Origin of the sequence: Jeotgalibacillus marinus (genome assembly GCF_040801915.1) — a bacterium.
GTDB classification, from domain to species: Bacteria; Bacillota; Bacilli; order Bacillales; family Jeotgalibacillaceae; genus Jeotgalibacillus; species Jeotgalibacillus marinus.
The window spans coordinates 64484-84855 of sequence record NZ_JBFMIA010000007.1; the positions used below are offsets into that span (position 1 = coordinate 64484).

Here is a 20372-nt window from a genome sequence, read left to right on the forward strand (position 1 = left end):
AAATTGCTTGCCATCATACATAATTGAATATAAGCCGTCGGGAACTATTTTTGAGATAATCCATATCATCCAGTTTTCTGGTCGTTCAAAAAAACTGCCTAAAAACCAATCAAATCTGGTTTTTAAGCAGTTGAGCAATTATCTCTTTTTGTGCTTACTATTAATCTAAATTAAGGTCTGTCACTGCACCTTTTGAAGAGGAAGAAACGAGATGAGCGTATTTTGCTAAAATACCGTTGCGATGCTTGGCTGCTGGTTTTTTCCATGCTTTTGCTCGTTGTTCAAGTTCTTCTTTGGACACATTCATGTTAATTTCTTGTTTATCACTATCGATTGTGACGATGTCGCCTTCTTTTAACAAGCTAATCGGTCCACCAACATGAGCTTCTGGTGATACGTGACCAATCACAAAGCCGTGTGATCCGCCAGAGAATCGACCGTCTGTCATGAGTGCTACTTTGCCGCCAAGACCGCGACCAACAATCATGGCTGTGATAGATAGCATTTCAGGCATACCTGGACCGCCTTTTGGCCCAACATGTCGAATAACAAGTACATCGCCTTCTTGGATCAAATTATCTTCAATCGCTTTAGTTGCTTCAGCTTCACTGTCGTATACGCGTGCAGGTCCTTCGAAACGGCTGATCTTTTGTCCAGACATTTTCGCTACAGCTCCATCTGGCGCAAGATTTCCGCGTAGAACCACGAGCGGTCCATTCGGCTTGAACGGCTGGTCAAATGGACGGATGACTTCCTGACCCTCTTTTAATGAAGCGACTTCCGCCAAGTTTTCAGCGATTGTTTTTCCTGTGACAGTTAAACAGTCAACGTGAAGTAAGCCATTTTCATGCAACAGCTTCATGACAGCTTGAACGCCACCTACTTCATAAAGATCTTGCATCACATACTTGCCGCTCGGTTTCAAATCAGCTAAATGAGGAACAGTTTGACGAACACGTTCAAAATCATCTAGTGTTAAATCTACTTCCGCTGAATGGGCCATCGCAAGTAAATGCAAAAATGCATTCGTTGATCCGCCAAGCGCCATGACAACGGTAATTGCATTTTCAAACGCTTCTTTTGTCATAATGTCGCGTGGGTAAATTTCTTTTTCCAGCAACCCAACAACTAGTTCACCTGCTTGACGGCATTCTGATTCTTTATAATCGTTAACAGCTGGTGTAGATGACGAGCCAGGGATACTCATGCCAAGCGCTTCAACGGCTGCTGCCATGGTATTTGCTGTGTACATGCCACCGCATGCACCTGCTCCCGGACAAGCGTGGCATTCTACTTTATAGAGCTGATCTTTATCGATCGTTCCTTCCTGATATTGTCCAACCGCTTCAAAAGAAGACACAATATCAATGTCTTTTCCATCTAATTTCCCTGGTTGAATCGTACCTCCATAGACATAGACTGACGGGATATTCATTCGTCCAATCGCCATGATACAGGCTGGTGTTGTTTTATCGCATCCACCAATTGCAACTATCCCATCAAGACGTTCAGCATTTGTGACTGTTTCAATTGAATCGGCTATAACTTCTCTGCTTGGCAACGAGTAAAACATTCCATCATGCCCCATTGCGATACCATCTGAAACGGTAATCGTATTGAAAATCATCGGTGCACCACCGCCATCTCTTGCACCCGCTTTTACCTGCTTCGCTAGTTCATTGATATGTATGTTACACGGAGTCACTTCACTCCATGTACTTGCAACGCCAATCATAGGCTTTTTAAAATCCTCATCGCTAAAACCAACTGCTCTTAGCATGGACCGGTTCGGCACACGATTCACACCTTCACTGATTACCTTACTTCGTATACGCAAATCATTTTTTGTTTCCATTGTCCTCATCCTTTCCAATCCTTCTCTTGCGTCAGATGAATTAGCTACATCCAGTCTGTGTATGTCATATCATACTAATATGTGACACAGTCCGCAATAAGTTTTCTGAATATAATTATATTTGCATCAATTAAAGCCCTTACATTCCGGTTATCCCATATACTTTGTTTAAATTTAACCGACTCTTTGATTTCTTCTTCCGACAAAAACTCATCGCGCTCATCCAGGCAGCACAGGGATTTTTTGTACATAAAAAAACGCATGGATTCTTTTTAAAAAATCCATGCGTTATCATATAGGTGGTTCAGATTATTAATTATCATCACTAAAGCACATTAGACTAGCGTTTTTTATGAACGAGCTTTATCTTTTTTGATCTGTTTGCTTCTTAATTGACCACATGCAGCATCAATATCTGATCCTTGCTCTACTCGAACACCACAATTTATGCCACGTTTCATAAGCGTTTCGTAAAACTCAAGAATGGCTTTTTTCGTGCTTCTTTCATACTGATTGTGTTCATCGACAGGATTGTAAGGAATCAAATTGACATAGGATAAATGTCGTTTATTGCTAAGCAAGTTAGCAAGTTGGATTGCTTCTTCCTTATGATCGTTTACATCTTTTAGCAAGATATATTCAAACGTAATTCTACGATTTGTTTTTTCTAAATAATAATCAATGGCAGGCATTAATTTTTCTAAAGGATAGGCTTTATTAACCTTCATAATTTGCGTGCGTAGTTCGTTCGTTGGCGCATGCAATGACACAGCTAAGTTTATTTGGAGATTTTCATCCGCAAAATCGTAAATTTTATTTGCTAGACCACTGGTTGAAACAGTGATGTGTCTTGCACCAATAGACAACCCTTTTTGATCATTAATGACACGGAAAAAGTCCATCATATTCGGATAATTATCGAATGGTTCACCAATTCCCATTACCACTATATGACTGACTCTCTCATCTTTTCCAACTTGGTCTAAATGATGTTGAACGTTCATAATCTGCTCAACAATTTCTCCACTGGATAAATCACGATTTTTTTTCAATAGTCCACTGGCACAAAATGTACAGCCAATGTTACACCCTACTTGTGTTGTAACACAAACAGACAATCCATAATTAAACCTCATCAATACGGTTTCAATGAGATTTCCATCTTCTAATTTAAACAGAAATTTAATCGTACCATCCTCTGATTTTTGCACGACTTCTTCTTTTAGTGACTGGATGAAAAAGCTTTCTTCTAATAATTGAATACAGCCTGGATTAAGATTTTTCATTTGCGAAAAATCCGTTACTCGCTTTTTATATAGCCAATCCCAAATTTGTGCGGCACGAAATTTTTTCTGTCCTTGCTCTATTAACCAACTTGTAAGTTGTTCTAGTGTTAATCCATATATAGATTTTTTTTCCATTTGAAACCCTCTTTTCGGAACTTTTTCCTTTATTCGATTTGATTTACATAAAGTATACCCATGTAGCAATCCTTATTAAATGGCAAAAATTGATAGGCTAGTGTGCTATGACAATAAATGTGCTAAACAACAAACAAAACTATAGGCGACAGTGCCTATAGTTTTTTAAACGTATATGTTGATCTTGCTGAATTTAGCAAAATGATCGTTCAGGTCAAAGACAAGAAAAAACCACCAAAAGTATGTATTTGGTGGAGACGGTGGGAGTCGAACCCACGTCCAGAAACTTCCACACTTAAGCGTCTACGAGCGTATTCGATCTATTCGCATTTCGCCAGCTCTTATGCCGATCGACAGGCGTCCGAGTGGCTAATCTGATTGTTCTCTTCAGTCGACCTCAGATGGTGGCCGAACAGCGTATCCCACTTCTAAGTGAACCTCATTCAAGTCTACATGGGCGATAGACAGGTGAGGCCTCAAGTGCGTATTAGGCAGCTAGAGCGAAATCTTGTTTGTTGTTAACTATTTGTGTTGACGTTGATGACGAAGACGATCCCTCCGGCTCGCGACTCAAGCTCGAAACATCCCTGTCGAATCCGTAACGTCCCCTTATTATAAGGAAGAAAAAAGGATATGATCCAATTTCTTGTACGGGAATCCCAGCGTTTCGGGATTGAGTTGCTACATCGTCTACTGCGATGACTTTTACTAGTATAACATAAACTGCTTATTTTTCAACCCTAGTGTCTATCGTTGGTTATCTTTGAACGCACGAGCCATTTCACGCTTTGCTTCTTTTTTCTTTAGTGATTCTCGTTTATCGTAGTTTTTCTTACCCTTTGCTAAACCGATTAACACTTTTGCATAGCCATCTTTTAAATACATTTTCAGCGGAACAATTGAATAACCTTGTTGCTTGGTTGCACCTATTAGTTTATTAATCTGCTGACGGTGAAGTAATAGTTTTCTCTCACGTAATGGATCGTGATTGAAGCGATTCCCCTGCTCATATGGATTAATGTGTGCATTGTTTAAAAAAACTTCCCCATTACTAATACGGGCAAATGAATCTTTTAAATTGATGCGTCCTTGACGAATTGATTTGATCTCCGTACCTTTTAGTACGACTCCCGCTTCATACGTTTCTTCAATAAAATAGTCGTGGTTTGCTTTTTTATTTTGCGCGACGACTTTTCCTGATCCCTTTGGCATAAGTGACTCCTCCTTATAGCAAGCAAAGCGGCAGAGTGTAGATTCTGCCGCGCTCGTGTTTGTTACTTACTTCCGCTTTCTCTTGCGGCTTTTTTGATTCTTAGTATTCTTATTCTTTGCGCTCGATGGAATTCCTTCATAAAACTTTTTCTTTTTCTTCTTTTTTTCAGAAGATGCGACCGTTGGACGTTCGCTACCTGAACGACCTTTGCGTCTACTTTTATCTGGTCCAGATCCTGAACGTGATCTTCCACCGCCACCTTGAATGACTTTAGCCGTCTCACGACTTTCACGACGTGGTGAACCTTTCATACCAACAATTTCAAAATCAATCGCTCGTTCATCTTTGTTTACATTAACAACACGTACAGCGATTTCATCGCCAATACGGAAAACATTTGCTGTGCGTTCTCCGATCATGGCCATATTTCTGTCGTCAAAACGATAATAATCATCCGTCATATAGCTAACATGGACAAGGCCTTCGATTGTATTAGGTAGCTCAACGAACATTCCAAAGTTTGTGACAGAGCTAATAACACCATCATACTCTTCACCGATTTTATCAAGCATGTACTCCGCTTTTTTCAATTCGTCTGTTTCACGTTCTGCATCTACCGCTCGTCGTTCACGACTTGATGTATGTGCAGCAATTTCAGGTAAACGAGAATCCCATTTTTGCTGTGTACGTTCGTCCACTTTTTTCTGGATTAAATACGTTCGAATTAAGCGGTGAACAATTAAGTCTGGATATCGACGAATTGGCGATGTGAAATGCGTATAAAAATCTGTCGCCAATCCAAAGTGACCTAGGCTTGAATCATCATATTTAGCTTGCTGCATTGATCGAAGCATCATCGTTGAAACAACCATTTCTTCTGGTCGACCTTGTACTTCATCCACGATTTCTTGAAGTGCTCGCGGATGTATTTCATTTGCGGTACCTTTCACTACTAAGCCAAAATTCGTAATAAACTCAAAGAAACGTTGTAATTTTGCTTCTTTTGGATCTTCGTGAATTCGATAAATAAATGGAATGTTCATCCAATGGAAATGTTCTGCAATCGTTTCATTCGCTGCTAGCATAAATTCTTCGATCAACTTTTCACCAACAGATCGTTCGCGAAGAGCAACATCAGTTGGATGTCCTTCTTCATCAACTAACACTTTTGCTTCTTTAAAATCAAAATCAATTGAGCCGCGTCCCATACGCTTGCCACGTAAAATCGCAGCGAGAGCTTCCATATCTTTAAACATTGGCACAAGCGGTTCGTATTTTGATACAAGTGCTTCATCATTCTCTTTTAAAATGGCGTTCACGTCTGAATACGTCATACGTTCATTTGTCCGAATGACACTTTGGAAAATATCGTGCTTTATAACGCCACCGTTTTGATCGATTTCCATTTCACATGATAGTGTTAAACGATCGACTTGTGGGTTCAATGAACAAATCCCATTTGATAAACGATGAGGGATCATAGGAATCACACGATCAACTAAATAAACACTCGTGCCTCGGTCATACGCTTCTTCATCCAGAGGGGAACCTTCATCTACGTAGTGACTAACGTCTGCAATATGGACACCTAACACGTAATTGCCATTGTCTAATTTTTTCAGTGAAATGGCATCATCCAAATCTTTCGCATCTGCACCATCAATCGTGACCGTTATGTCTTCACGTAGATCACGTCGATCTTTTAAATTAGCTGGATCAATTTCATCTGGTACGTCGTTTGCTTGTTGAAGCACTTCATCTGGAAACTCTACTTCAATGCCATGTTTATGAATAATCGATAAAATATCCACTCCTGGATCATTTTTATGTCCAAGAATTTCAATAACTTCCCCTTCAGCACTTTTGCCGCCTTCTGGGTACGATGTAATTTCTACGATTACTTTATGGCCTTCTACAGCACCCTTACTTTCTTTTTTCGCAATGAAAATGTCACTCGCCATTTTCTTATCATCAGGAATAACAAACCCAAAATTTCTACTTTCTGTGTAGGTGCCGACTACTTGCGTAACACCCCGCTCGATGATTCGAACGACGGCCCCTTCCCGTCGATCACCCGATGATTCCTCTGATACACGCACGAGAACAATATCTCCGTGCATTGCATTTCCCGTTTCATTTGGTGGAATAAAGACATCATTCATATCCGAATCTTCAGGAATTAAGAACGCAAACCCTTTTGCGTGACCAGAAAGTTTACCGCGTACAAGGTTCATTTTTTCCGGTAATCCATAGCGATTACTTCTCGTTCGCACGACATGTCCTTTTTCTTCAAGTAACACCAATGCTTTTACTAAATCTTTAAAGTCATTTGAATCCTCTATTTTAAAAGATTCTTCTAGCTCTTGAATGGTTAAAGGTTTGTACACCTCATCCCTCATAAATAATAGCAGGTTATCCATTAACGTTTTCATTTGTGCTTCCATTGACGTATTCCCTCCTCTACAACATTTTCAATTGTATTCTTATTTTTCAACAGTCCAGTCAAGCGAGTCTAAAAATCTCAACACGTCCTGATGAAGCTGTTCTTTTTCTTTATCAAGCGTAATGACATGTCCAGATTCTTCATACCATTTCAACTTTTTTTGATCGGTTTCAACACCATCATAAATGATGTTCGCCGAGTCCGTGTTGATCATGTGATCGTGTCGTCCTTGTACAACAAACGTTGGCGTGTAAATCATATCAACTGAATCGCGCACGTCTCCAATTAATTTTTGTAACGCCTGCAGTGTATTCATCGGCGTTTGGGCAAAATCCTTCATTTCTTTTTCGATTTGATCGTCATCTTTACCTTCGTATTTTTTAAACTCACGTGCATATTCTAAAACGCCTTTGTACATGACTTCTTCGCTTTTTATGTACATTGGAGCACACATCGATACAATACCCTTCACAGGTACAGTGTAACCCAATTTCAGTGAAAATACGCCTCCCATAGAAAGACCAGCCACTGCAATTTCTTCATAGCCCTGACTTTTTAAATGATCATAGCCTTTCATCACGTCTTTCCACCAATCCTTAGGACCCGTTTTAACAAGTTCTTCGGGTGGTACACCGTGTCCTTTGTAGTGAGGGGCATGAGATGTATAGCCATTCTTCTCTAAAAACCGACCGAGCATACGTACATCTGACGAATTCCCCGTGAAGCCGTGTAGGAGCAAAACCGCTCGCTTGCCACCTTCAAAGAAAAATGGCTTTGGTAAATTTAATTTCATCGTTCTATTCACTCCTGTATGTATAATCAAATGATATCTTAATCTTAGTAGACAGTAGGGTGGAATGCTATTTTTTGTTTGAAGGGTGAAGTTATTTACATTCGATTGTCGGTGGGGAGAGTGTTCTGCATTTTTGAAACATACTTCTACCGTTCAAGCTCAGTCAACAAAAAAACCTGACCAATTTAGTTTGATCAGGGCCTGTGTTTATTATTTTACAACGAAAGCAACCGAAATAGTTAACACAAAAAACAACACCGAAAGTACGATTGTAATACGGCTCAACACTAGGTCTAGTCCTCGAGCTTTCTGTTTGCCAAACAATTGTTCAGCACCACCTGAGATCGCTCCTGAAAGACCAGCACTTTTACCGGATTGCAACAATACAACCACAATCAACGAGATACATGTAATAACCAGCAAAACTGTTAATAAAGTTTCCATAAGTCCCACCTCCTGCAACGAACATCACAATGAAGCAATTTTACCATAGCCGCGTAGGTTAAACAATCTTTCTTTTTTGAAGACTAAAGCACGAGTTGTAGTGGAGAGGACGCGGGAAAATTAGATCGCTCATTCTGCGTTTATCGATTAACCTTTTCAACCTCCATCATGCCCTCTCTAAAGTAAACACAAACACATGATTCAAAATAAAATAGTCCGGCTCATACACAATATATAAAGATCTAAACTTTCCTCGACTCTGCGTACATCGTTGATCTTGGGAACACTTGTCAACTTAACGATATAGTTTATTCCTAACAAGGATAGAGAATTCATTCTAGGGTAAAAGTGCTCCCTTTAATACATCTTACCCTCGTTGTGCTGAAGTCAATCTTCTCCTTCAGGAATTCCACAGCAACGCCACTTCCTTCTAAGACTTCTGTACAATTCATAGACTAACTTTAAACGATGTAAAGTTAAACAAATTAAAAGAAAGTGTCTCTCTTTGATCGAAAGAACACTTCCCTTTTACCACCGTTTTTTCTTTTAATCTATCTTTCATTCACAAAACCATTCCAAAAACAAGTAAAAAAATCTCATGCAGTTGGAAACTGTAGTGGAGGCAAATCCTCAGTAAGTCTTCTAAATTCATACCCACTTGAGATTAAAGAATCCAATAATAAAGGTAAATATTGAGTTGTATATAAATAGTCATGCATTAAAACAACAGCATTTGAAGTAGGATCAAGTGCCTCTAATTGCTCAATCGTATGATTGACATACCTTTCATCTTGATATCTCCAATCTTCGGTATCGACATTCCAATCCCACATTTTATATCCTCTTTCGGCTACAGCCTGCTTATATTCATCTGTCATACCAGGAGAGCTTCCGTAAGGGGTTCGAATTAAATACGATGTAACACCTGTAATCTCACGTAATGTTTCTTGAGCCTGATCCATCTCACCAAGAACAGACTCTTTCGAGGCATAAAACACTTCATTATCGTGAGTGACCCCATGAAGACCTACCGAATGACCTTCCGCCACCATCCTTCTTACTAAATCTGGGTAACTTCTCATATTTCCATCAAGCATAAAAAAAGTCGCTTTTATGTTATGATTTCTAAATTTTTCTAGTAACAATAACATAAGCTCTGTACTAATTCCACCAGGACCGTCATCAACTGTTAAATAAACAACTTTTTTCACAATGATCATCATACCGGGCGAAAGAACATTCGGATTTGTAATTTGAGGGTTCATATTGATTAGCTCTTGTAATGTGAGACCGAACCTTTGGGCAATCGCCCATAATGTATCACCTGGAACAACTGTATAATACATACTCTTGAACCTCCTTTTTATCCTATTCATATGAATAGGATAAAAAGATGATGATCAATTTCGTAAGACTCAAATTAAACTGCTCTTTGATCCAAACCGTTTATTAGTATTTTTTAACGATCAAACATGTCCACTACACTCAAAATTGTCAAACTAATATAATCGTAATAAAATAGAGCTAATAATTGACTGACAATTATGTCAAAAGAGGTGAAGACTGATGGGCGGAACCATCCATGTTGAAAATGTTATAAAGACATTTAAGGGGAATGTACAAGCTGTGAAAGGAGTATCGTTTGATATAGGAGATGGGGAGTTTTTTGCTTTTTTAGGTCCAAATGGTGCAGGGAAATCAACCACTGTCCAAATGCTTACTACACTGATCAAACCGACTTCAGGACAGCTTACGGTAGCTGGATTTGATGTCCGCAAAGATCCTGAGAAAGTACGACTAGAAATCGGTGTTGCCCTTCAGGAAACAGGAATTGATCCTGATTTAAAAGGAATTGAGTTGCTTGAATTTCAAGCACGTTTATTCGGATTTTCTAAAAAGAGTGCACGGATCCGCGCTGAAGAACTGCTAGAATTAGTTGGACTTACGGAGGACGCTGATCGATTGAGTGGAAAATACTCTGGTGGTATGAGAAGAAGACTTGATCTAGCGATGACACTTGTTCACCAACCAAAAATACTTTTTCTAGATGAACCGACAACTGGACTTGATCCATCAAACCGTCAAACAATTTGGAAGGAAATTAAACGGCTTAATAAAGAAGAAGGAACAACTATTTTCCTGACTACACAATATTTAGAGGAGGCTGACCAGTTAGCTGATCGCATTTCGATTATCAATAAAGGAGAAATTGTTGCCACTGGAACGACTAATGAATTAAAACGCACATTCGGTTTTGATGCAATTTTCCTCCAATTTGAAACAGAGGAACAAGCTCAAAAAGCTCACTATGCCACAAATCATTTAGGTCGCAATGTAGAACTCGTGAAAAATGAGCTGACCATATTCGCTGAAAATGGGACGACACTATTGGTTGAACTGATCCGTTTATTAGGTGATCAACAGCTTTATCCAACGACTCTTAACGTACAGCCACCTTCACTTGATGATGTGTTCATCCAAGTAACGAAAGAACAAGAAAAGGAAGGTGTCGCATATGAATGATCAAAAGGGATCTTTTGTTGGAGATACAGTCGTCATGACCAAAAGAAGTCTTATCACCATTTTGCGAAATCCTTTGATTTTCATTCCAAACCTTGCGATCAGTATGTTTTTTTTGTTTGTATATGAAGCTGGACTTAGTGGTATTGCCAATCTTCCAGCATTTGAAGGGGCAAATTATTTAGCTTTTATTTTACCTGTTTCCATTGTTTCTGCTGCCATTGGTGGAGCAGGTGGAGCCGGGCAAGCACTCGTTAAGGATTTGGATAATGGATTTTTTTCTCGTATTCTTTTAACACCCACTTCTCGGTTGGCTATCGTGTTAGGTCCCATTATTGCTGGGATGATTCAGCTCGTTGTTCAAGCCGCGTTGATCATCGCTGTCGGTTTTTTGTTGGGTCTTGAAGTGGCTGGTGGAACACTCGGCGTCTTTATCGTCCTATTGCTCACACTTGGTTGGGGATTAGCATTTGCAGGTTATTCAGTTGGCATTGCATTGCGAGCAAAAAATGCACAATCTGCTCAAGCCGGAACGTTTATTTTCTTTCCCTTAATTTTTCTCAGTACAACATTTGTACCTTATGAACTAATTGAAGCACAATGGCTAAAGGTTGCGGCAACTCTTAACCCTGTCACCTACTTATTCGAAGCCATGCGTACCATCCTTATCGACGGTTTTGGTGAACCATGGCCCATCATCCTCGGTTTCATTGTAATTGGAGGTCTATGTGTCATCACAATCACATTCTCTGCCATTTCTGCAAAGCGAGCAGTGAGTACTGATTAACACTTTCCGCTGACTGAGCCCTTTAGCGAACGAAAAAACACCGCTCCCTCATTCAGGTCGCGGTGTTTTTGGTGTTTGCTGAGCACGGGCCAAGCAAACGGTGTTAGCGTAGGTTATAAAATGTTTTAGCACCTAGGTACTCAGCTGTTTCAGCAAGTTGATCTTCGATGCGAAGAAGCTGGTTGTATTTAGCTACACGGTCTGTACGTGATGGTGCACCTGTTTTGATTTGACCAGCGTTTGTTGCAACTGCGATGTCAGCGATTGTTGCGTCTTCTGTTTCACCAGAACGGTGAGAGATTACAGCTGTGTATCCTGCACGCTTCGCCATTTCGATTGCATCAAATGTTTCAGTCAATGTACCGATTTGGTTTACTTTGATTAGGATTGAGTTACCGATTCCTTGCTCAATTCCTTGAGAAAGTTTTGTTGTGTTTGTTACGAACAAGTCATCACCAACAAGTTGTACACGGTCACCAAGACGTTCTGTTAAAAGCTTGAAGCCATCCCAGTCGTTTTCGTCAAGACCGTCTTCAATTGATACGATAGGGTACTTGTCAGACATTTCAGCGTACCAGTCAACCATTTCAGCCGATGTTTTCACAACGCCTTCGCCTGATAAGTGGTAATTGCCGTCTTCTTTGTTGTAAATTTCAGAAGCAGCTACGTCCATTGCAAGAAGAACTTCTTCTCCTGGTTTGTAGCCAGCTTTTTCGATTGCTTCGATGATTGTTGAAAGTGCTTCTTCGTTTGAACCAAGGTTTGGAGCAAATCCACCTTCATCGCCTACTGCTGTGTTAAGACCTTTACCTTGAAGAACTGATTTAAGTGCATGGAAGATTTCTGCGCCCATGCGTAAGCCTTCACGGAATGATTCAGCGCCGACAGGCATAACCATGAATTCTTGAATATCAACATTGTTATCAGCGTGCTCGCCACCGTTTACGATGTTCATCATTGGAACCGGTAGTTGCTTCGAGTTGAATCCACCAAGATATTGATAAAGTGGCAGGTCAAGATAATCAGCAGCTGCATGCGCAACAGCCATTGATACGCCTAGAATAGCGTTAGCGCCTAGTTTACCTTTGTTGTCAGTGCCATCAAGTGTGATCATAGCTTTGTCTACTGACACTTGATCAAGTACTGAATAGCTATCGATTAATTCAGGAGCGATCACGCTGTTCACGTTATCGACTGCTTTAAGAACGCCTTTACCTAAATAACGTCCTTTGTCTCCGTCGCGTAGTTCAACTGCTTCGTGCTCACCAGTTGACGCGCCCGATGGAACAAGTGCACGGCCAAATGCGCCGCTTTCTGTGTAAACTTCCACTTCTATTGTTGGATTGCCGCGTGAATCAAGGATTTCGCGTGCATAAACATCTGTAATAAATGGCATGTAAGTAGTCTCCTTTTAAATGATTATTTTTTAATAAGTGAAGCGCCCGTCATTTCTTTAGGCTGTTTAACATGTAATAAATCAAGCATCGTTGGTGCTAAATCAGCGAGAGCTCCTCCATCACGAAGGGTAACGCCATCCTTTGTCACGATCACAGGCACGGGATTTGTCGTGTGAGCGGTCATTGGATTACCTTGTGTTGTAGTGACTTCATCGGAATTGCCGTGGTCCGCTGTAATAATCGCGTAGCCACCTTTTTCATGAATTAAATCTACAATTTTGCCTAAGCACTCATCCACCGTTTCAATCGCTTTGATTGTCGGCTCGAGCATGCCACTATGACCAACCATGTCAGGGTTCGCAAAATTAAGCAAAATCGCATCAAAACGATCGTGTTCAATTTCGTGAAGCAACGTGTCCGTTACTTCATACGCACTCATTTCAGGCTGAAGATCATAGGTAGCTACTTTTGGTGACTCAATTAAAAGCCGTTCTTCACCAGGGAATTTCGCCTCGCGTCCACCGCTCATAAAGAACGTCACGTGTGGGTACTTTTCTGTTTCTGCAATGCGAAGCTGAGTCAACCCATTGGCAGAAAGCACTTCCCCAACTGTATTTTTCAAGTCCGTACTTTTAAATGCAACATCTGCATCAACTTTGACACTGTAATGCGTAAATGTAACTAATTGTACACCCATTGGCTTGTTCTGACCGAGGTCAAAGTTATCAAAAGTAGGATCTGAAAAAGCAGTTGACAGTTGAATCGCACGGTCTGGTCGGAAGTTAAAGAAAATGACAGAATCATGATCTTGAATTCGACCAACTGGCTCACCATTTTTTTCGATAACAAACGGTACCACAAATTCATCGTGTATATCGTTTTCATAAGATGCGTTAACACCTTCTAAAGCAGAGGAATGGGCCGGACCACTACCATCTACCATAACGCGATACGTTTTTTCTACACGCTCCCAACGGTTGTCACGGTCCATCGCATAATAGCGCCCTGAGATTGACGCAAATTCGCCTACACCGAGTTCATCCATTTGAGCTTCTGTGTTTTTGATGTACTCCAAAGCTGTTGTTGGGCCAACATCTCGTCCATCTAAAAAGCCGTGCACATATACTTTCGTCAAGCCATGTTCTTTAGCCAATTTTAAAAGCGCAATAAGATGATTGTAATGACTATGAACACCACCGTCTGAAAGTAGTCCCATAATATGCAATGCTGTGTTTTGACGCTTCGCATTGTCAATCGCTCGAAGAAATTCCGGGATAGTAAAAAAATCTCCTTCACGAATGGCAATGTTAATGCGTGTTAAATTTTGATACACAGGACGCCCTGCACCAATGTTCAAATGACCAACTTCTGAGTTACCCATTTGCCCATCCGGAAGACCCACTGCTTCACCACTTGCAAGCAACGAGTTGTGTGGATAGTTCGTCCAATAGCGATCAAAATTAGGTTTATTTGCTTGAGCAACGGCATTCCCTTGAACTTCATCACGAAGGGCGAACCCGTCGAGAATAATTAAGGCAACAGGTGCTTTACTCATTTGCACCAGCCTCCAACAATTGAAGGAATGACTCCACTTCTAAGCTTGCACCACCAACTAGTGCCCCGTCAATATCACTTTGGGCCATATATTCTTTAATGTTGGCTGGTTTCACGCTACCACCGTACTGAATGCGTACAGCATCCGCTACATTCTGTGAAAATTGACCTGCAACAACAGAGCGTACATGTGCACAGACTTCATTTGCATCTTGAGAAGTTGATGATTTACCCGTTCCAATTGCCCAAATTGGTTCATAAGCAATGACCGTTTGTTTTGCTTGATCATCTGACAATCCACTAAGAGCTGCTTTTACTTGTCCTTCAACAAAATCTTTTGTTTCGTTGTTTTCACGTTGCTCTAGCGTTTCACCTACACATACGATTGGCACCAAACCGTGGTTAAATGCTGCGTGTGTTTTTTTATTCACTGCTTCATCCGTTTCGTTAAATAATTCACGGCGCTCTGAGTGACCTAAAATAACATAGTCAACACCTAGATCGTTAAGTGCAACAGGGCTTACTTCGCCAGTAAATGCACCATTATCTTCAAAGTGCATTGTTTGAGCACCGATTGAAACGTCTGAATCAGCCGATAAGTTTACAAGACTTTCTAAAAATAAAGATGGAGAACAAATCACAGATTCGATCTTTTCTTTCGATGGTACTTTTGAAGCAACTTCTTCAGTAAATGCTCTCGCCTCTGAAGCTGTTTTATTCATTTTCCAGTTACCAGCAATAATTGGTTTACGCATGTTCTACATCCTTTCTTGATCATGTAGTAAAATGATCGACAAGATTAAAATTGGATTCGAGGGTTTTTAAACTACTCATCACCCTGAATAAATGGTCGCCCAAACCAACTTCGGGTTCTCCCCCAAATTGCATGTGGAATAAAACCATGATTGTAAAGAATTTCTCAACAATCTACCTATTCCTTATCACTTAACGCAACAACACCCGGAAGCTCTTTGCCTTCCATGAACTCAAGAGAGGCACCGCCACCTGTTGAGATGTGACTCATTTTATCTGCTAAACCGAATTTTTCGACTGCAGCTGCTGAGTCGCCTCCACCGATGACAGAATATGTATCCTCTGCATCTGCTAAGGCTTGTCCTACTGCCTTTGTTCCACCCGAGAAAATTTCTAATTCGAATACACCCATAGGTCCATTCCAAATCACTAGCTTGGAGTGCTTAATTACGTCGCTATATACTTCTCTCGTTTTTGTTCCGATATCCAGTGCTTCCCAATCAGCAGGGATACTGTCGATCTCTACCATTTGTGTGTTGGCACTTTCAGAGAAATCATCTGCTACAACGACATCAACTGGCATGTAGAATTTTACGCCTTTATCTTCTGCTTTTTTCATAAATTGCTTAGCTAAATCAATTTTATCTTCTTCTAGAAGAGATTTACCTACTTCATAGCCTTGCGCTTTAAGGAATGTGTACGCAAGCCCACCACCTATAATGAGGTTATCAACATTATCAAGTAAATTGTCGATGACACCAATTTTGTCTTTCACCTTTGCCCCACCAATAATCGCTGTAAATGGACGTTCAGGATTAGACAAAGCTTTTCCTAGTACATCAAGCTCTTTTTCCATCAACAAGCCTGATACAGCTGGTACATATTCTGCAATGCCTGTAGTAGATGCATGTGCACGGTGAGCAGCGCCAAAAGCATCATTGACATACACATCAGCCAGTTCTGCAAATGCTTTTGCTAACTCTGGATCATTTTTTTCTTCACCAGGGTAAAAACGAACATTTTCAAGAACCAGTACATCGCCTTCATTTAGTTCAGCAACGGCTGCGCGCGCTTTGTCACCATGTGCTTCATCAACCTTTTTCACATCTTTGCCTAAAAGCTCCGCTAAATGATTGGCAACTGGAGTTAAACGCAGCTCTTCAACCACTTCTCCTTTTGGACGGCCAAGATGACTTGCCAAAATGACTTTTGCACCCGCATTTACAAGGTGTTGGATCGTTGGTAAAGCTGCGCGAATTCGGGTATCATCCGACACAGTGCCATCCTTCATTGGAACGTTAAAGTCAACACGGCAAAAAACGCGTTTCCCTTGTAGTTCAATGTCTTTCATGCTTTTTTTGTTCATTGAAAAGGCCTCCTCATGGTAGTTAAGGGTTACTTTGAAAAAAGGGAGGGGGGATCTGTTCCCCTCTCCCCTTTTTCCCCTCTAATTATAGATGATGTACTGATTAAAAACCAAACATTCTATCATTTAATTCGGGTTGGATTATAGTCCTTTTTTAGACATGAAAGCAGCTAAATCTACGCAGCGGTTAGAGTAACCAGTTTCATTGTCATACCATGAAAGTACTTTGACCATATTTCCTTCAAGAACCATTGTTGAAAGACCATCAACGATTGATGAAGAAGTGTTACCATTGTAGTCAGAAGATACAAGTGGCTCATCGCTATATTGAAGAATTCCTTTAAGATCGCCTTCCGCAGCCTCTTTAAGTGCAGCATTTACTTGATCAGCCGTAACTTCTTGATCAAATTCAGCAACAAGGTCAACTAGAGATACGTTAGGTGTTGGTACACGCATTGCCATACCATTCAATTTACCTTCAAGCTCTGGAAGTACTAGAGAAACAGCTTTCGCAGCACCAGTTGATGTTGGAATGATGTTTTCAGCAGCTGCACGAGCACGACGGTAATCTTTGTGTGGCAGGTCAAGAATTTGTTGGTCATTTGTGTATGAGTGAATTGTTGTCATCATACCGCGTTTAAGACCAAAATTATCGTTAAGAACTTTAGCATATGGAGCTAAACAGTTTGTTGTACAAGATGCATTTGATACAACATGGTGATTAGCTGCATCGTATTTATCTTCATTAACACCCATTACAAGAGTGATATCTTCACCAGAAGCTGGTGCAGAAATAATGACTTTCTTCGCTCCGCCTTCAAGGTGTTTCGCAGCGTCTGCACGGCCAGTGAAAATACCTGTAGACTCAATAACAACTTGTACACCTAGCTCTCCCCATGGAAGTTGAGCAGGATCGCGCTCAGCTAGAACTTTGATCTTCTTCCCATCAACAACGATATCTTCGCCGTCAACTGTTACTTCACCATTTAGCGTGCCGTGAACAGTATCATATTTAAGAAGATGAGCAAGCATATTTGCATCAGTAAGGTCGTTTACTGCTACTACCTCTACCTCTGGGTTGTTTAGTGCTGCACGATAAACATTACGTCCAATACGTCCAAATCCGTTAATACCAATTTTAACTGTCATGAATAAGTTCCTCCTTAAGATTGTTTGGGGATGGAAAAAAATTTATTTTAAAAGGGTGTCCCTTTCAAAAGCTCTTTTGCTGCTCCTTCGTCCGTGATAAGTGTCGAAGAAGAATGTGGTGCGCCTTTAAGATATGCTTGTATGGCATTCGCCTTGGATGCTCCCCCCGCGACGGCAAATACATTCGGAGTTGATGCCAAATCTTTTAATTGAAGACCAACCGTTTTCACTTTGTGAACGATTTTTCCATGCACATCAAAATAATAGCCAAACGCTTCTCCTACAGCCTGACCTTCTATAATCTTTTGAAGGTCTTCTTCACTCGTATTGCGTCGCTTGGCCATGGTGGCTGCGTCTCCAATTCCGTGAAGAACGAGGTTTGCAGATGTGATAAGCGCCATGACCTCTTTAATGGATGGCTCCTTCATAATAGAATCGTACACTTCTCGGCTCACCTGATCAGGTACATATAATACACGATGCTTTGCGCCTGACTTTTGTGCCATTGTGGCACAAATTGTGTTCGCCTGATTGTGAACATCTTCTCCAATTCCACCTCTTGCTGGCACAAACAATGTGTCTTTCGAAGCAAAATCGGGTGTGAGTATTCCGGCTACAGCTGCCATCGTCGTGCCGCCTGTTACAGCGATAATAGTATGTTCAACCAAGCATTCCTTCATGCCTTGAATCGTTGCACGACCTAGTTCTTCTTTCACCCAAGGAAAATCGTCACTATTGCCAGGCACGATCATCACACGTTTAACTTGAAGCTTTTCCTTAAGAGACTGCTCCATTACGTTTATACCCGTAACCTCATTCATCATACCTTCAAGGGGTAATAATAATTCAAGTCCTTCACTTGTAAGACTCATGCCAGACGTATCGATATGGAGCAAATCCTGTGACTTTAGAAACTCAACCTCACTTCTTAGTATACGCTCTGTCATGCCCAATGATAGAGCCAGACTCCTTCTTCCCACAGGTTGCAAAAAACGAACGGACCGGAGAATGTGATATTTCCGCTGTAAATCATCGAGCAGGTTCGGCACCAGTCGCTTTTGGATGTCAATAAATGTTGGCATGAAAAAGCTCCTTTACTATGGTGGTATTCGCAAATGAATGGACTACCTTTGATAAGATTGTGAGCTAAATGAATCCATTGGACTAATTACGTCCCTCATAGACAAATTATGTCCCATCCAGACGAAAAAAATACACCTGCTTCGTTTTTTATAATAGCAGTATTTTATAGTGGTTTCAAGAAATAAAGTCAAGCTTTTTTTGCAATCGCTTACTTAATGTCACATACTCTACTTTTCCATATTGGACGACTTCACCATCAATCTCTACCACTGGAATCATCAGTCCATACTTCTCAGTCCAGTCATCTCGATCGTCAATATTTCGTTCATCTATGGTAAATGGAATATCCTCCTGAACAAGAGTAAGTATACGCTTTGCTTCATCACATAACGAACAATTTAAACGCGTGTAAAACACTACTTCCATCTCGCTTCAACCTCCTTGTTTAGATGCTCTTACGATCACCTGATAAAAGAACACATACTTGTATAGAAAGAAAACCTTCAGCTGCGTATGCAGTGAAGGTTTTGTCATACGCCCTCGGAGGGGATCGAACCCCCATTTCAAGAACCGGAATCTTACGTGTTATCCATTACACCACGAGGGCTCGATTGTTAAATAGTTGAACGTGTGGTTTCCTTCAACGAACGAGCTTGCAGAGAGCGTTTATGTATGGCGGGCAGTCGTTTATACTTCATTAAGAACTATTTTCGATTATTTTTATAATACAGTCAGTCATTAACTATTCAACTGATGACGTCTCTACTCACGCAACACACTTAAATATTATAATAGAGGACAACCTCTTATGCAACCTTGATTATTGAAGTAATTTGTAATGGCTCCTACTTGTTAAACATATAGATGAATGGGTATGATGGTACTAACAGGTTCAAGAAAGGGTTAAGCAATCATATATTTTGATCTTTCTTGACCTTCGTTGTATCATACAATACATAAGTCACTATTTTAAGAGAGACAAAGGAGGAACTACACATGAATTTAATCCCAACTGTTATTGAACAAACGAACCGTGGCGAACGCGCGTATGACATCTACTCTCGTCTTCTTAAAGACCGCATCATTATGCTTGGAAGCGGAATTGATGACAATGTCTCTAACTCAATCGTATCTCAACTTCTTTTCCTAGAAGCTGAAAACCCGGAAAAAGATATTTACCTGTATATCAACAGTCCAGGTGGAAGCATCACAGCCGGTATGGCGATTTACGATACAATGCAATTCATTAAGCCAAAAGTACATACAATTTGTATCGGTATGGCTGCATCAATGGGAGCATTCCTACTTGCTGCTGGTGAAAAAGGTCACCGCTACGCACTACCAAATGCTGAAGTAATGATTCACCAACCACTTGGCGGCGCACAAGGTCAAGCAACGGAAATTGATATCGCTGCAAAACGTATCCTTTTCCTTCGCGAGAAACTAAATCAAATTCTTGCTGAACGTACTGGTCAAGATTTCAAAACAATCGAACACGATACAGAGCGAGATAACTTCATGACATCTGAGCGTGCGAAAGATTATGGGCTAATTGACCAAATTATGACACGTCACGACATCACAGAAAAATAAT

General features: G+C 40.7%; 17 protein-coding genes, 1 tRNA gene and 1 other RNA gene. 3 read left to right on the plus strand and 16 right to left on the minus strand.

The features are described 5' to 3' along the window. Positions 1-160 precede the first annotated feature (160 nt). The 8 genes from ilvD to AB1471_RS09815 all read right to left on the minus strand — a co-directional run bounded on the left by ilvD (position 161) and on the right by AB1471_RS09815 (position 9515). Positions 161-1855 carry a dihydroxy-acid dehydratase gene (gene ilvD / locus AB1471_RS09780; protein WP_367779576.1) on the minus strand — a complete coding sequence of 565 codons (1695 nt, stop codon included), beginning with the start codon at positions 1853-1855 and terminating at the stop codon, positions 161-163. Positions 1856-2205: 350 nt separating this feature from the next. After that, positions 2206-3276: a dual-specificity RNA methyltransferase RlmN gene (gene rlmN, locus AB1471_RS09785; RefSeq protein WP_367779577.1), complete on the minus strand. Its 1071-nt coding sequence runs from the start codon at positions 3274-3276 to the stop codon at positions 2206-2208. 249 nt (positions 3277-3525) lie between these two features. After that, positions 3526-3885, minus strand: a transfer-messenger RNA (tmRNA) gene (gene ssrA / locus AB1471_RS09790). 138 nt (positions 3886-4023) lie between these two features. After that, the gene (smpB, locus tag AB1471_RS09795) at positions 4024-4488 is read right to left on the minus strand and encodes an SsrA-binding protein SmpB (protein ID WP_367779578.1); all 465 of its coding nucleotides are present in this window, start codon (positions 4486-4488) and stop codon (positions 4024-4026) included. Between the two features lie 66 nt (positions 4489-4554). Next, positions 4555-6933, minus strand: coding sequence for a ribonuclease R (gene rnr / locus AB1471_RS09800; protein WP_367779579.1), 2379 nt, complete (start codon positions 6931-6933; stop codon positions 4555-4557). A 39-nt stretch (positions 6934-6972) separates the two neighbouring features. Next, positions 6973-7725: an alpha/beta hydrolase gene (locus tag AB1471_RS09805; protein WP_367779580.1), complete on the minus strand. Its 753-nt coding sequence runs from the start codon at positions 7723-7725 to the stop codon at positions 6973-6975. Positions 7726-7935: 210 nt separating this feature from the next. After that, positions 7936-8169: a preprotein translocase subunit SecG gene (secG, locus tag AB1471_RS09810; RefSeq protein ID WP_367779581.1), complete on the minus strand. Its 234-nt coding sequence runs from the start codon at positions 8167-8169 to the stop codon at positions 7936-7938. 596 nt (positions 8170-8765) lie between these two features. After that, positions 8766-9515: a polysaccharide deacetylase family protein gene (locus AB1471_RS09815; protein ID WP_367779582.1), complete on the minus strand. Its 750-nt coding sequence runs from the start codon at positions 9513-9515 to the stop codon at positions 8766-8768. Positions 9516-9735: 220 nt separating this feature from the next. On the opposite strand from AB1471_RS09815, the gene AB1471_RS09820 reads away from it, so the two are divergent. After that, entirely contained in the window at positions 9736-10692 is a 957-nt protein-coding gene (locus AB1471_RS09820; protein ID WP_367779583.1) for an ATP-binding cassette domain-containing protein, read from the plus strand. Further along, the gene (locus AB1471_RS09825) at positions 10685-11476 is read left to right on the plus strand and encodes an ABC transporter permease (RefSeq protein ID WP_367779584.1); all 792 of its coding nucleotides are present in this window, start codon (positions 10685-10687) and stop codon (positions 11474-11476) included. The genes AB1471_RS09820 and AB1471_RS09825 overlap by 8 nt, the downstream gene beginning before the upstream one ends. 103 nt (positions 11477-11579) lie before the next feature. Here AB1471_RS09825 and eno read toward each other — a convergent pair whose 3' ends face one another. From eno to AB1471_RS09865, 8 genes are all read right to left on the minus strand, one after another. Next, complete coding sequence (gene eno / locus AB1471_RS09830) at positions 11580-12872, minus strand: phosphopyruvate hydratase (protein ID WP_367779585.1); 1293 nt, start codon at positions 12870-12872, stop codon at positions 11580-11582. A 23-nt stretch (positions 12873-12895) separates the two neighbouring features. Further along, positions 12896-14428, minus strand: coding sequence for a 2,3-bisphosphoglycerate-independent phosphoglycerate mutase (gene gpmI / locus AB1471_RS09835; protein WP_367779586.1), 1533 nt, complete (start codon positions 14426-14428; stop codon positions 12896-12898). Continuing rightward, positions 14421-15182 (minus strand): triose-phosphate isomerase, encoded by a 762-nt coding sequence (gene tpiA / locus AB1471_RS09840; RefSeq protein WP_367779587.1) that lies wholly within the window; start codon positions 15180-15182, stop codon positions 14421-14423. The genes gpmI and tpiA overlap by 8 nt, the downstream gene beginning before the upstream one ends. Before the next feature lie 176 nt (positions 15183-15358). Then, complete coding sequence (locus AB1471_RS09845) at positions 15359-16546, minus strand: phosphoglycerate kinase (protein WP_367779588.1); 1188 nt, start codon at positions 16544-16546, stop codon at positions 15359-15361. A gap of 141 nt (positions 16547-16687) precedes the next feature. Further along, positions 16688-17695: a type I glyceraldehyde-3-phosphate dehydrogenase gene (gene gap / locus AB1471_RS09850; RefSeq protein WP_367779589.1), complete on the minus strand. Its 1008-nt coding sequence runs from the start codon at positions 17693-17695 to the stop codon at positions 16688-16690. 47 nt (positions 17696-17742) lie between these two features. Continuing rightward, positions 17743-18777 carry a sugar-binding transcriptional regulator gene (locus AB1471_RS09855; RefSeq protein WP_367779590.1) on the minus strand — a complete coding sequence of 345 codons (1035 nt, stop codon included), beginning with the start codon at positions 18775-18777 and terminating at the stop codon, positions 17743-17745. A 175-nt stretch (positions 18778-18952) separates the two neighbouring features. Next, the gene (locus AB1471_RS09860; protein ID WP_367779591.1) at positions 18953-19204 is read right to left on the minus strand and encodes a glutaredoxin family protein; all 252 of its coding nucleotides are present in this window, start codon (positions 19202-19204) and stop codon (positions 18953-18955) included. A 109-nt stretch (positions 19205-19313) separates the two neighbouring features. Further along, positions 19314-19385: transfer RNA gene (locus AB1471_RS09865), tRNA-Arg, on the minus strand. 359 nt (positions 19386-19744) lie between these two features. Here AB1471_RS09865 and clpP point away from each other — a divergent pair. Continuing rightward, positions 19745-20371 (plus strand): ATP-dependent Clp endopeptidase proteolytic subunit ClpP, encoded by a 627-nt coding sequence (gene clpP / locus AB1471_RS09870; protein ID WP_367779640.1) that lies wholly within the window; start codon positions 19745-19747, stop codon positions 20369-20371. Position 20372: the final 1 nt, after the last annotated feature.